The sequence below is a fragment of the Rhodococcus sp. DMU2021 genome, from assembly GCF_019641445.1.
GTDB classification, from domain to species: domain Bacteria; phylum Actinomycetota; class Actinomycetes; order Mycobacteriales; family Mycobacteriaceae; genus Rhodococcus; species Rhodococcus pyridinivorans.
This window is the reverse complement of the sequence record NZ_JAIFKB010000024.1, coordinates 1-13,240: the sequence shown is the minus strand read 5'-3', so window position 1 is coordinate 13,240 and position 13,240 is coordinate 1. Positions and strand designations below refer to the sequence as shown.

The window sequence follows — 13,240 nt, the reverse complement described above, 5'->3', positions numbered from 1 at the left end:
GGTTTGAACTGGGAAAACGACACGTCCCGTTCTGTCGTGTCGATCGGAGAAAGCACCACCATGAAGCCCGGCGACCAAGTGAAGGTCAGCGCACGCGGCAAGTTCGTGTTCACCGTCAAGGACGTCGATGAGGACACCGGCATGGCGATGATCGAGGTCAACGCCGACAGCCCGCTCACGTATCCGTGGCCGGCGCGCATCACCGATCTCGTGCCTGTCGAGGACTGACTCCGAGAGCTCTTCCTCCTGCCGGTCGCTTCCGCTTCACCTGTTTGGTGCCGGTACGCGCTTCCGCTACGGTGACCGCTGCAATCACCCGAGTTCCCCGACAGGTGAGTGATTCCCTGACGGGTCGAAGGATGGTCCCCGGCGCCCCCCGCCGGGGACCATCGCCTTTTCTGCTGCTGGGGTGTGCGTGCAGCGGACGACACGGCCGCTACCCTCGGCGCGTGGAGGACAGGACGCGAGCTATCGGCGATGCCGCCGATGCGATGACCGACGATGAGCTCGAGACCGCGATTGCGGCACTGCACTCCCGTGAGCGGGAACTTCTCGTCGCCGGGGACAGCGAGGCGGCGTTCGATCTGATGGGCACGAAGTTCGTTCTGCTGTCCACCCTAGAAGGTCGACGACGCTGATCCCTGCGGGGTTACTCCGCGTCCCCGCTGGGCGGGAGCAGCTCATTGATCAGATCGTCGGGCGTTTCGCCGGCCTCGAGCCTGTCGATGATCGTGCGGGGATCTTCGATGTCGAACTTTCCTGCCATTGCATTGGCAGCGCGGATGTTCTGGGCGATGTAGTTCTTGATAGCTTCTTCGCCATGTGAGGCGAAGATTTCGCAGAGAGCCTGAGTGCGGCTTTGCTTGTCGGGCATGGCGTTCCCTTCGCGGACATCATCCGGTCGTGCTCGGTTCGTGCTGGTTCGTGGCGGTCGGTGCCGTCACTGCCCGACGGTGCGCTTCTTGCGGCGCCGGACCTTCTCGACGTCGGGGAAGGGCTGACCGTCGTTGTAGGTGTGCTCGAGTCGGTGGGTGTGGTCGGCGATGGCTGCCTCGATGAAGGAGTTGAGCGAGCCGTGAGCGCCGGGATAGACACCGCGCAGGCGCTTGTGCGCGGTGGTGGCGGCGTCGATGACCTTTCGGCACGGGTGAAAGTGCGACGAGTCACGGTGGGCGGCAGGGCGTGGGCGGGTGCGGCCGACGTCGGCGTGGCATCCGCGTCAGTGCGCAGGCCGGGGAGGGTTTTCGTCGTCCACATCCGCCCCGCTGTACATGCCGTCGATCTTCGTCACAGACTCTCGTCTCCTTCGTCGTAGATGGTGTGGTGGTGAGCGCCGCCGATCATGACAGTTCGGTACGACTGGTCTCACAGCGTCGTCGCCGAAGGGGCGACGAACGCGACAGGGCACGGTCGCCGTCGGGACTTGCTGCTCACGAGTGTTTTGCGTCCGTGCGGCGGTGCTGTGCGGGCTGACTGGCGCGCCGCAGCAGCCACCGCGACCAGCACGAGTGCGGCTGCGGTGATGGCAACACAGGTGGGCCGCCATTCGACCTAGTGATTCTGGATAATCTTGCATTCCGTTCTATGCGGTATTTCGTCTGTCGGTCGAGCTCTGGACCGGTGTCGTAGCCGGGGCACGTGTCGTCACTCGCCGAGATGGGTGTCTTCTCTGGTCTCGGTGTCGAGGCGGCTGAGGATGCTGTCGTCGACTGCGGCGGCGAGGGTGGCGGTGTATTCGTACTCGTCGATGCGGTCGAGGGCGCCGGCGATGTGCTCAGCGGGGACGGTGATGCCGATGCAGGGGCGGGCGTCGATCAGCAGGTTCAGGAAGGGAGCGGGGTCGTAGTTGTCGGTGGCGCGGATGAGTCGGCGCAGTGCTGCGGCACCGGCGATAACGGCGTCGACCTCGGTGGCAGCAGTGCCGGTGGAGGCGACGGTGTGGTCGAGGTGCGGATCGCAGGTGACGGTCCAGGTGTGCATGTCGTGGTCTCTCCTGGCTGGAAGGTGGAAGGGTCAGTGCTGTGCTGGAGGTCAGTGTGTCCGGTTCCGGCGAGCGGACCGGAGCGCAGACGGGCAGGTGGCCCGGTTCTGTGGAGAACCGGGCCACCTGTGGATAACTACTCAGTTGTGTCCGTGCAGCGCGAGGGCTTTCTCGTCGGCGGGGAGCAGCACGGATCGGGCGACTTGGACGGTGCGGGCCAGTTCCGCCACGAAAGCCTTGTGTCCAGCCTTGTCGAAGAAGCGGAAGGTCAGGGGCCCGGCTTCCACATCGACCCAGTGCACGTGGCGTCGACGCTCGGGGGAGAACGCACCGCCGGGCACGACGCTGGTCTGGGGAACCTGCGACCAGTTCACCGTGACCAGGTGCTCGTCGGAGGCGAACCGGTCGGGGCTGAGCATGAAGTGCTCGGGCAGTGCCATCAAGTAGCCCCCGCTCTGCGGACGGCGCAGCGCAGTGATCAGCGCGCGGGCCACGGCCGGGTCGGTGAAGACCATGCGCACGGCTCCGAAGGTGACGAACACTGCGGCGCTGGTGGTCAGCGCGCTGGTCACGTCCACGCGGACCTGCTGGTGTTCTCCGGCGATCATGATGGCGCTGCGGGTGGTCAGGCTCGGAAAGATGCTCGGTTTCTGCGACGTCATGGGTGCGCTCCCTGCGCTCGAAGTAAGAACCACCGGCCGGGGCCGGCTGTTCTTGTGCCCTTCTGGCAAGGAGATGACGACCGGCATCAGGGCCGCGGGAGTGCAATCCCTGGGACGAAAAGTTCCGGGGGAGCGCAGCGGGGGAGGAAGTTTTCGGGCCGTCAGGCCGCGGAGCGCCCAGGGGTTGCGCGGAGCGGACCGCCGGTCACAATCGGATGGCCAGAAGGGCATACCATGAGTTCTTGTCCCGGGCGCAGCGCAGCGGAGCTCGATTCGGTGGACACCGAAGGTGGCCCTGACGCGGGGGAGTAGAGGTCGACCTCGCCTGTCGTTGCCGGTACGGAGCTCTCTTTGGTGCTCGGCGTGCTCGACGAGAGGAAAGCCGTTTTGAGGCTTGTCGTCGAGTGCGCGCAGCACTCATTGTGAGAGGTCGGGTCCGGTTTCTCGGGTCGGTCCGGTGTCAGGGGGAGCAGCGGACGTTGAGGGGTTCTCGCCTCGGTTCTTGCTGTTGAGCATCTGCCCGACTGAGCGGGGATGGCCGAGGAGAGCGGCGGCGATGTCGGCGGCCACCGACGCCGGGAGATCGGAGGCAGGATTTTCCTCGCCCTGGGTCGCGGTGGGGTCGGCCAGACTGCTCAGCCAGTTCCGCGCTCGGTCGAGGGAGAGGTCCTTGTTCTCGGTGTAGGTCGGTGGCCACTCGATTCCGCTGTCGATGCGGGCGCGGATGTCGGCGGCTCGCACGAGTTGTTCTGCGACCAGGGCGGCGACGAATTCGTAGTCTTTCTCGCGGCCGGCGATTGTTTTCGACACGCACAGATCCACTGGGTCCAGGCACAATCCGGTTCGGCCGTAGAGGGTGGAGGTGTCGTCGTCGACGATGAAGTGGACGAGGCGGTGTTCCCAGTGTCGGGGGAGGACTACGACGTCTTTGTGGATGCCTTCGACGTAGAAGCCGAAGGACATGTGGAAAGGCGAGTCCTCGCCGAGTCGGGCATCGAGGAGCAGCAGCTTGTCTTCGACGGCAGGTGGATCGGTGATCCCGCTCAGGGGCAGGATGTCGACTTCTCGCGAGAGGAAGGCGGCCGGGGGCAGGACGGTAGTGTCGAAGCTGCCGAGGATCGATTGGGAACCGAGCACGATCACGCGGGGTTCGTCGAGGTTGGCGCACGCGGCCTTGATCGCCTGTCCGAGTTCGTCCCGGTTCACCGCTGCGCAGTGGCTTTGAGTCTGGTTCTGAATTCGGTGAGGACGCGGCGACGTTCGTCATCGCTGAGCAGAACCGACAGGGGGGACAGGTTGCGCATTTCCCGGCTGGTGTCGTCGTCCGTCTCGACGATCCGGCGGATGTCGTCGATGTCGTTGGTGCGGACGATCGTGTCCCATCGGTCCAGGTAGCGCTCCATCAGTGGGCTCCGGTTCACCTGACGGCGGATCGTTTGCAGGCTGCGGCGCACCGGTTCGGTGTCGACCGACAGACCGGTGGTGATGATCTTGTCGAGCACGGCGGACTGCACGAGCTGCTGACGCACGGTCTTCGGTGTGACCACGCTCATCTGTCCACCTCCTCGGCTCGAACCATCTGTGTCCTCTGTACGGATCGCTCTCATGATAGTGCGTGTATGCAGCAGTTTCACCCCCGCTGTTGCTCGCTGCAACACTTTCGGGTGGCGCTCGGTGGTGCCCGGCGGCCGGGAATGACGGCCTGTTTTCCTCTGCAGGCTCTGGCCGGCGGGCGCGGTGGGGTGGTAGATGCGCCACGGCGCGGGTGCGAGTGTCGGTGGCGATGCTGCGGCACCGCCGACCGCCAACTGCGTATCCGTCTAGCAGTCGAGGTCGAGGGTGGGTCGGCTGCGGGGCGGGTCCACGGGTGGAGTCACAGGGTCCGGAGTGGAGGTATTGGCGGTGAAGTCGTGGACAGAACGTGGGTGCGCGGACATGGCGGCGGTGATGGCGCGCAGATCGACGCCGTGGTCGATGATCGGGCCGACGGGATCAGGATCGGCCGCGTCGGTGATCGCCATGTCCAGCACACCGCGCATCAGGCGAGTGTCGCCGGTCTGCATGTACTCGAAGCGTCCCCAGACGAACTGCTCACGCAGGTCCCCAACCAGGGGGTTCTGTTTCAGTTCGGTCTTGCTGACGACGTGGAAGCGGTCGGTGTCGAGCCGGTAGCCGGCCTCGGCGGACAGTTGCCGGAAAAAGGCGAATTGGGTTCGGGTGTTGCCCTCACGAAAGGGGTGGACGAAATTTATCCGCAGCCACACTGTGGCCAGTTCGCCGATGAAGTCGTTGCGGGCAAGTCCGCGCAGATTGTCCTTGGCGGCAATACGGTCGAGAACGACTGTAGCGGCCTGGGGGACTTCGCGGGCCTTGAAATACTTGTGCGGTATTTCGGTGACGTGATTTTGCCCGTTGCGGACGGCGGCGACGTCCGGCCCCCACTTGACCATCGGCCAGTCCTGCGGGGCGGTGCGCAGTTGCCCGGCCCAGGGGTAGACGTCCTGGAACAGGTAGTGGTGGATGCGCTGGAAGTGGTCCAGGTCGTAGCGGCCGGAGATCGGAGTCTCGGCCAGCTGTTGCATCCGTGTGTAGGACGCGAAGCCTTCGTAGCGGCGGAGAGTCTCGGAGTCGGGGACTCCGTGGGGGTAGCTCGACCGTGGCCCGAGCAGGTTTTTCATCACCGCCCGGCTGGTGTCGGGCACCTCATCGGGACTCCAGTCGATCGTCTCGGGGATGAAGTAGTCCAACCATTCGCGGGAGTAGCGCGGGGCCATATCAGTCGGTCTCGTATCCCGCTTCGCGGAGCAGCATGGTCTCCACCTCCTTGAGCGTCTTGGTGCCCCGGATCAGCTCGACCAGTATTTCCTTGTCGTCCTCGCTCATCTGTCGGCCTTCGATCGCCATGATCGGTTCCATCGCGGCGAGGGCGGCGCGGGCTTCTGCTTCGGTCTTGCGTGGTGTCACGAGTTCCCCTCTGGTCGGGTGGTGGTGGGGCAGAACTGTCGATCGGTCCTGCCCCACCGGTGGTGTCGAGTGTGATGGTGGTGGTCAGACGGCGCGGCCGTCGTCGTATCCGCCGTCGTATCCGGCTTCGTACTGCGGCAACGGGTCGGTGTACTGCGGCTGGTCCGGCCCGGTGCGGCGCGGATCGATCGGACGGAGCGGGCGCCGGTCGCCGGCGGCTGCCCGCAGTCCCTTCTCGAGCATCTCGTCGAGCACGAAGGTGTCCTCGGCAAGCGTCACCGCCTCGGTCGGCTCGACGACAGCATCGGTGTCCGCTTCGACACCCACGGCCATCTCGCCGTCAACTCCGGTTGCCGTTTCGGCAAGCATTGTGGTTTCCGTCGTGGTGGTGAGACTTTCGCGGCGTTCGATGCTGGCCTGGTGGATCGCGTCACGGCCGATGTTCTGATCTGCGGCGAACTTCTCGACCGCTCGGGTGGCGATGCTGAAGGCTTCACCGCGGGTGTTCACGGCCTCCCGGTCGACACTGCCGTTACCGTCCCAGGCGTGCAGGTGCCATTGCCGCTCGTCCCAGGACACTCGTGCACCGGGTTTACCGGTGTCGGCGTCGAAGCCGTACTGCCAGATCGCTTCGGTGTCGTCGAGGGCCACCCACGGATCGGACCTGCGGCTTTCTTCGCGTTGTTCGGCGCCGTCGAGCCATGCTTGCCGGGCTGCGGCCATGCGCTCGGGCACCGAGGCGATGAGATCGGCTTTGTTCATGTTCCGGTGTTCGGCCCAGGCATCGGTCGGGTTCAGATCCAGCGTCCACTGCGGGTACTGCCCGTCCGCAGCCCGTCGCTGCTGGTCTTCGCGGACTCGGCGCAACGCCTCGGGAGAGTTCTCGCGGGCGTTGACTTCGAGCCGCAGTTCCTCGGCTCGCAGCTTCGCGGCCTCGAGTTCGGCCGTGCCGGTGAAGTCGAGTTCCGGTTCGGCCTCGGCCTGCGCGAGCCGGCCGCGGTTGTGTTCGATCCGCGCTTCGATGGTGGTGATGTGCCGGTCGGCGCGATCGGCGATCTTGCGGATCGTCGAAAGCATCCCCTGCGCTCCGCTGGCACGTTCGAGGACGTTGAAGAACCGATCCCGCTCGTACCAGGCGGTTTCCTCACCGACGGTGACATAGAACTGGCCGAGGGTCTGGCTGTAACCCAGAGTCAGTGGCACCCCGCCGATGACACCGAAGACCTGCTCGTCGCTGCTGCGGGTCACCTCGTCTTTGAGCCGGATCAACGACCCTCGCAGGGCATCGGCCAGCTCCGCGGTCTGTGAGTCGGGGATCGTCCCGTCGGGGAAGGCCCACATCTTCCGGGCACGGTCCTCGACGGCGCTCCAGGCGGCGAGCTTGCCGGCGACCTCCCGGACCTCGGGCAGCCGCTTCTCGTCGGCGGTGATGGACCGGCTCAGTGCCCGGATCGCAGCGTTGCGGGCCGCGTTGGCACCCCGCACCGCATCGCGGCGGGCTTGAAGTTCGGCGACCTTCTGGTCGGCTTCGACCTGCTCGACGAAGACCGGATCACCGGTGGCGGCGGCCTTGCTCTGCGCCCAGGAGACCGTCAGATCCCCGCCGAGATCCTCCATGGTGGGCGGCACGTCGGCCTTGCGGATCATCGCCACGAAGTTCGATTTGCGGGCGACGTACTGGTACATCATCGCGTCGTAGGAGCGGCGGGCGACCATGTTGACCACGCTGACCCTCTCGTGGACGTTGCCCTGGCGGATGATGCGGCCAAGGCGTTGTTCCATGTCCGCAGCCGTCCACGCCGGGTCCATGTTGATCATCTGCTTGAGTGCCCGTTGGACGTTCAGGCCGGTGCCGCCCTTCTTGGTGGAGGTGATCAGCACCCTGATCCGTCCGTCGTTGCACGCTTCGACCAGCCTCGCTTTGGCCTTGGGGCCGTCGTAGTCGTGCATGAACGCGATCTCCTCGCGTTTCATGCCTCGGGCCACCAACGCATCGCGCAGCTCGGTGTAGAGATTGCGGGTCCTGGGGCCGGCACCAGCCTTGGGAGTGCCCCGATCGCAGAACACCAACTGGAACACCCCGGTCATCTCGGGACCGTACTTATCCGCCGGGATGTGCAGGTCGGCGTGGTCGCGGTGGACCTGCCAGATCAGATCGGCGGCATGCTCGACCCGGCTGTGCTGCGGGTCCGGTGCGCCCAGGTTCGCCAGCGCCGGATACATCGTCAGGTTCCGCCCGTCGGTGGCGATCTTGAGACTGTTGTCCAGGTCCATCCGATCGCCCCGGATCTGGGACATGCGCACATCGAGGTCGGCCATCGCGTCGATCGCGTCCTGTCCCATGTCGAACTCCACGATCTTCGGGGCTCCGCCGTCGAGGACGGGCAGGCGCACCGGGATCCGATCGGAGGTCACCACGTCCCGGAACTGGTCGAGCATCGCCACCAATTGCGGGACGTTGGCGTATTCGGCCATGCGGGTTTTCATCTGGATGCGGGTGGCGGTGGTGTTCATCTCCGGCACCGACACCGGCTTGGCGAAGGTGCCCGCCCAGTTGTCGATGCGTCCCAGGCCGGCCTCGTGCAGCAGGTCCGGGCGCAGGTACTTGGTCATCACCCAGATTTCCGACAGCGAATTGCTGATCGGGGTGCCGGTGGCGAAGGCGATCGCCTTGGCCGGAGCGTGCGCCATCCCCTGCTCGACGTTGCGGGCGCGGGCCTTCTCCCGCAGATGCTTGGCCTTCATCTCCAGGTCGGTGGCCCGCTGGGAGCCATTGGTGACCGCCAGATCGGCGCTGTTGGACGGGCGGGTGAGGTTCTTGTAGTCGTGCGCCTCGTCGATGAACAGGAAATCGGCCCCGGACTGTTCGAAGGTCAGTCCTTCGTCGGTGGCCTTGGCCGCGATGATCTTCTCGACCCTGGCCTCGGTGGATTTGATCGCCTGCTCGATCTGCTTGACCGTGAACTCCGCGCCCTGGCTGTTGGCAGCGTCGAGGGCCTCGCGCAGCTCACCGAGTTCGCCTTCGAGGTACTCGATCTGCGCTTCGCGGCGCATGGCGATGCGACTGAACACCGACTGCGGCACGATCACCAAGTCCCAGTCCCCGACGGCGCTCTGCCCGACGAAGCGTTGCCGGTCATCGCGCCCGTCCAGGTCGGCGGCGACGAGGATGTTCGCGTTCGGATAGGCGTCGCGGGCCTCGACCGACCACTGCCCGAGCAGGTGATTGGGCACCACGATCCACGGCTGGCGGATCTGCCCGAGCCGTTTGGCTTCCATGCACGAGGCGGTGATCGTCAAGGTCTTGCCGGCCCCGACCACGTGGTCGAGCAGGATCGTCTCGTCGTGCAGGAACCGTGTCACCGCAGCGGCCTGGTAGTCGTACGGCGTGTACTTCGGGTTCATGCCGGGAAACGCCTTGCCGGTCGCGTCGTGGACCGGCTTGACGTAGGAGTTGTAGCGCTCGTTGAAGATGCGGGCCAGGCGCACATAGCGGTCGCCGTCCTCCCACAGCCATTTTTCGAACCGCTCCTGCAAGGCTGCGGCCGAGGCTTGTGCCTGCTCGGTGAGCTTGACGTTGAACCGCGGCTTCGGGGAGCGTTCGAGCTCGTCGCCGGTCTTGTTGACCTGGACCGGCTTGTTGTTGGCGAGCAGCTCGACCATCTTCACGCCCGGCAGCCGGGCACTGCCGTACTTGTCCGGGTAGCCCCCGGAGAATTCGTGGCGGCTGCGCTGATCGGTGGTGATCTGCCAGTTTCCGCTGACCTGATCGTGTTCGACGGTCAGCCGGTCCGGGCGCAACCCGAACTCCTCGACCAAGAACGCGCGATAGTCCTCGATCGGCACCCAGGTCGCGCCGATGCGCACCCCGATCTCGGCGGGATCCACATCCGGCGGCACCACCTCCGTCAGCGCCTCCACCAGCGGCGCGTAGCGAGGATCGTCGCCGGCTGTGATCGTCGCCCGCGCCAGCTTGTCGCGCACCTGCCCGGACAGGGCAACAGTGGCCAATTCCCACCGGTCGGCGTCGTGCAGGGACGGATAGATCTTCCCCTGAGCCTGCTCGAGCGCGTCCTCGACGGACACATTCAGCAGCTCGGCGACTCGCCGCGGCGAGATGTGTCCGAGCTCGTCGAAGCTGATCGCCAGCGCTTCGTCGACGTCGGCGGCGCTGGCGGCCTTGTCCTTGAACGGGGTGGTGTCCTCGGTGAAGATCGCCGTCTTGGTCGCCACCGCATCGCTACCGTCGAACGTCGACTGGAAGTTCTCGATGGCCAGCACCATGCCCAGGCGTGGATCCCGGGCGATCGCGCCGTGCAGATGCGCGGAATAGCGGCGCGGTTGCGGCTGCTCGGACGCCTTGTCGTACAGCACCTCGTACACCTCGTCGGGGATCGACCCGGTGTAGGGGCCGGCCTCCTTCGGATCCAGCCCGTCGGCGAGGGCCTCCTCGCGGCCGGTCTTGATCCGCCACTCGGCGATCGCCTTGTCCAACCGGGCGGCGATCTTGTCTTCCGACAGCGGGGTCGGTTCGGTGAGCTTGAAGCGGTTCAGCGGCCCCCACGTGGCCACGTAGCGGTCGTAGAGGCCGCCCAGTCGGGCGCGGATGACGTCGCGGTCGGCGACGGTGGCGGTGCGTGAGCGGCTGGCCTCGGCCAGCTCCATCACCGTCTCACCCAGAGCGATGATGACCTTCCACTGCTCGGCCAGGTCCTTGCCGCGGCAGGTCACCTCGGCCCAGCCGCGACCGAGGGTGAACTGCTCGAAGCGATCCTCGGCTTCGTTGAAGCGCATCGCGCCGGGCAGCACCTCGTGGGAATCGAGGTCGGCTCCGGTGCGCAGCCCCGGGGTGGTGAACGCTTCGACCTGCTCCGGAGCGGGGGCCGGGGCGGTGAATCCGAGTCCGCGACCGAGGGCCTGGTCGATGATCGGGTCGAGCTGCTCGCGCAGCTGCGTCGCCAGCGGCTTTGTGGTGGTGGGGGCAACGCGCAGCGACGACCCGGCGTACATGCCGCCCCCGACCGTCAGGGTGCCCAGCACCCGCTCCGGGTACTTCTTGAAGTACGGGTTGATCCACGTATGGGCGGCTTCGCCGGTCTTGGCGTCGACCGCCTCGACCTGGACCGCAGGCTGTGCCCATTCGAGAGTGTCCTCGGTGGGGGTGGCACCGTCGTCGCGGCGGCGGAATACCAGCACGTCGGTGACCACGTCGGTGCCGGCCTGCCGGTCGAACGCTCCGGTGGGCAGGCGCACCGCCCCGATCAGATCCCCCTTGGCGACGATCGCGGCGCGTTCGTCGGCGCGTCGGGCATCGGAGGTGAACATCGAGGTGACCACCGCGACGTAGCCACCGGGAACGGTCAACGCCAGCGATTTGGCGATGAAGTGGTTGTGGATGGACAAACCGTCCGCGTTGTGGATCGGGTCGACGGGCGCGAACTTGCCGAACGGGACGTTGCCGATCGCGGCGGTGAAGGTGTTCTCGGGGGCGAAGTTGCGCTCGAAGCCGTGGTTGCGGATCTGCTGCGAGGGATACAGGTAGTGCGCGATCTTCGCGCTGATCGGCTCGATCTCCACCCCGACCATGCGCACCGACTCCGGGGCGGTGCCGACGAAGTGGCCGGCCCCGCAACCCGGCTCGAGCACCACGGCACCATCGGGCAACCCTGCCCGCGCCACCGCCCGCCACAGTTCTGCGACGACCGCGGGGTCGGTGTAGTGCGCGTTCAGGGTGGTCTGACGTGCCTGGGCGAAGCCCTTGTCCCCGAGCAGATCGAGCAGTTCGGCGTGCTCGTCGCCCCACTGCGCGAGGATCCTCGCCCGGTTGTCGAAGACCTCCGGGATCGCTCCCCAGCCGGACCACTGCGCCAGCACCGCCTGCTCGTCGGCGGTGGCCGGTCGCTGCTGCTGGTCGAGGTGCTGCACCAGACGCAGAGCGGCGATGTTCGCCCGTGCCCGTGCCTTCGCCCCGGACGGGACGAGCACCTCGGTGCCGAGGGCGAAGTCCTGCGCCTCCACGGCCGGGGTGTCGGGGCCGGCCACCGTGGCGGCCGCGGCTGTGGAGCTGGTCTCGCGTTGAGCCTGCTCAGAGGCGGTCGGCACCCCCTCGGCGGCCGCGGCCGCGGAGCCGGTCCCACGTTGAGCCTGCTCAGAGGCGGTCGGCACCCCCTCGGCGGCCGCCGTGGCAACCGTGGCGGCGTAGTGGGCGGCGGTGTCGTGGGAGACCCATACGTACGCACCGGATTCCTTGCGGACCTTGACCAGAGACCGACTGCGGTCGCGCCAGAGGGGACTCGACAGCGGCTCGCCGTACTCGGTATCGGGAACGACCAACTCGTCGGCGTCCACCGCCGGGGCGGGTTGCGCCGCTTCGTCTGTCGAGGTGGCAGCGACCGGCTCGGTGGTCGTCTCCACGTCCGGTGTCGCGCTGGTGGTCGTCTCCACGTCCGGTGTCGCGCTGGTGGTCGTCTTCACGTCCGGTGTCGCGCTGGTGGTCGTCTTCACGTCCGGTGTCGGACCGGTGGTGGTCGGCCCGATGTGGCCGACCACCAGGCGGTCGGTGAGCACCCATGAGGTCGCGGGCGTGTTGGTGGCAGGGACGGTGCCGGTCGGGGCCGACGGCTCGGTGAGAGCCGGGTCGACCTCTTCGAAGATCACCGCGCCTGCGTCGTCGATCGCAGGCGCTACGACTCGGGGGGACGGCGGTTCGACCTCCTCACCGACCTGTGGTTCCGCCTCGGCGTCGGCCTCGGCCTCGGCTTCTGGGCCGACCTCGGCGGTGTGCTCCGGATCGAGCTGCTCACCGCCGCGTTCGGCAGCGAGCACTGTGCGGGCTTCGGCGATCGCGTCCCGCAGGGTCAGCTCGGGTCGGGGCCGGCCATCGACGGTGGTGATGCGTTCTCCACTGCCCGGTGTCCGCCCCAAGCGGATCGTCATGTGCCGGCCGTCCGGGTCGCCGATGAGCACATCGCCTGCTCCGGCGAAGGTCAGATCGGCCGGGGTGAGGCTGTAGAGGTCGTCCCCGGCTGCCCGAAGCTCGCGCAGAACCTTCGGGTCCACATCGTGATCGAGGGTCCAGTCCAGGTCGATGCCGTAGCGGTCGAGCAGGACGGTTTCGGCGGGGAAGTCGCTGCGCAGCTGGTCGATGATGCCGCGCCGCACATCCTTGATCAGTGCGTGGTCGGCAACCGCGGAACCGGATTGGCTGTAGCGCCACAGCAGGTCCGCATGGGCGGCAGCGTGGTAGAACTCGTTGTTGCGGGCGTAGGCGATCGCCCTGGTCAGCACGGTGGCGCGGGCCTGGGCGTAGGGCCGGTAGGCCCGCTCGATCCACTCCGGGAGCGCGATGTTGCGGGCTTCGAGCAGCGCACCGATTGCCGCCCGTGCGTTGCGGCCGCAGGTTACGGAGCTGCTATCGCCGCCGAGGGTGTAGTCCCAGCCCCGGATCGGGAAGTAGGCGACCTTGCTGTTCGGGCGGTCCTTCAACGTCAGGGCGCAGTAGGCCGCCCCGTCCCGGAACTGGGCGGACAGCTCCGACGGGTCGGGTGCGGGCAGGTTCGGGATGATGTTCCCGCGCATCTCCGCAGCGAGACGCTCGGTGGGAATGTCCGCGGTGGCGGCGATCAGATCGGGG

Annotated in this window: 10 protein-coding genes; 2 read left to right on the top strand and 8 right to left on the bottom strand. The window is 66.8% G+C overall.

The genetic code is table 11. The annotated features are described in order from the left end of the window. Window positions 1-36 precede the first annotated feature (36 nt). Window positions 37-228: a hypothetical protein gene (locus K3M35_RS22935; RefSeq protein WP_220667040.1), complete on the top strand. Its 192-nt coding sequence runs from the start codon at window positions 37-39 to the stop codon at window positions 226-228. A 221-nt stretch (window positions 229-449) separates the two neighbouring features. Beyond that, window positions 450-638 carry a hypothetical protein gene (locus K3M35_RS22930; protein ID WP_220667039.1) on the top strand — a complete coding sequence of 63 codons (189 nt, stop codon included), beginning with the start codon at window positions 450-452 and terminating at the stop codon, window positions 636-638. Between the two features lie 11 nt (window positions 639-649). Here K3M35_RS22930 and K3M35_RS22925 read toward each other — a convergent pair whose 3' ends face one another. The 8 genes from K3M35_RS22925 to K3M35_RS22890 form a co-directional block, all read right to left on the bottom strand. Next, complete coding sequence (locus K3M35_RS22925; RefSeq protein ID WP_220667010.1) at window positions 650-874, bottom strand: hypothetical protein; 225 nt, start codon at window positions 872-874, stop codon at window positions 650-652. A gap of 770 nt (window positions 875-1,644) precedes the next feature. Beyond that, entirely contained in the window at window positions 1,645-1,980 is a 336-nt protein-coding gene (locus tag K3M35_RS22920; protein ID WP_220667009.1) for a hypothetical protein, read from the bottom strand. A 141-nt stretch (window positions 1,981-2,121) separates the two neighbouring features. Continuing rightward, on the bottom strand, window positions 2,122-2,643 hold the full coding sequence (locus K3M35_RS22915) for a hypothetical protein (RefSeq protein ID WP_220667008.1): 522 nt from the start codon (window positions 2,641-2,643) through the stop codon (window positions 2,122-2,124). Between the two features lie 417 nt (window positions 2,644-3,060). Further along, window positions 3,061-3,849 carry a hypothetical protein gene (locus K3M35_RS22910; RefSeq protein ID WP_220667007.1) on the bottom strand — a complete coding sequence of 263 codons (789 nt, stop codon included), beginning with the start codon at window positions 3,847-3,849 and terminating at the stop codon, window positions 3,061-3,063. Then, window positions 3,846-4,451 (bottom strand): hypothetical protein, encoded by a 606-nt coding sequence (locus tag K3M35_RS26385; protein ID WP_259444382.1) that lies wholly within the window; start codon window positions 4,449-4,451, stop codon window positions 3,846-3,848. Before K3M35_RS26385 ends, K3M35_RS22910 begins: the two co-directional genes overlap by 4 nt. 12 nt (window positions 4,452-4,463) lie before the next feature. Further along, the gene (locus tag K3M35_RS22900) at window positions 4,464-5,417 is read right to left on the bottom strand and encodes a Fic family protein (RefSeq protein WP_220667006.1); all 954 of its coding nucleotides are present in this window, start codon (window positions 5,415-5,417) and stop codon (window positions 4,464-4,466) included. Window position 5,418: 1 nt separating this feature from the next. Then, window positions 5,419-5,607 carry a hypothetical protein gene (locus tag K3M35_RS22895; protein WP_220667005.1) on the bottom strand — a complete coding sequence of 63 codons (189 nt, stop codon included), beginning with the start codon at window positions 5,605-5,607 and terminating at the stop codon, window positions 5,419-5,421. Window positions 5,608-5,691: 84 nt separating this feature from the next. Beyond that, the coding region (locus K3M35_RS22890) for a helicase-related protein (protein WP_220667004.1) at window positions 5,692-13,240 on the bottom strand (7,549 nt) is incomplete at its 5' end.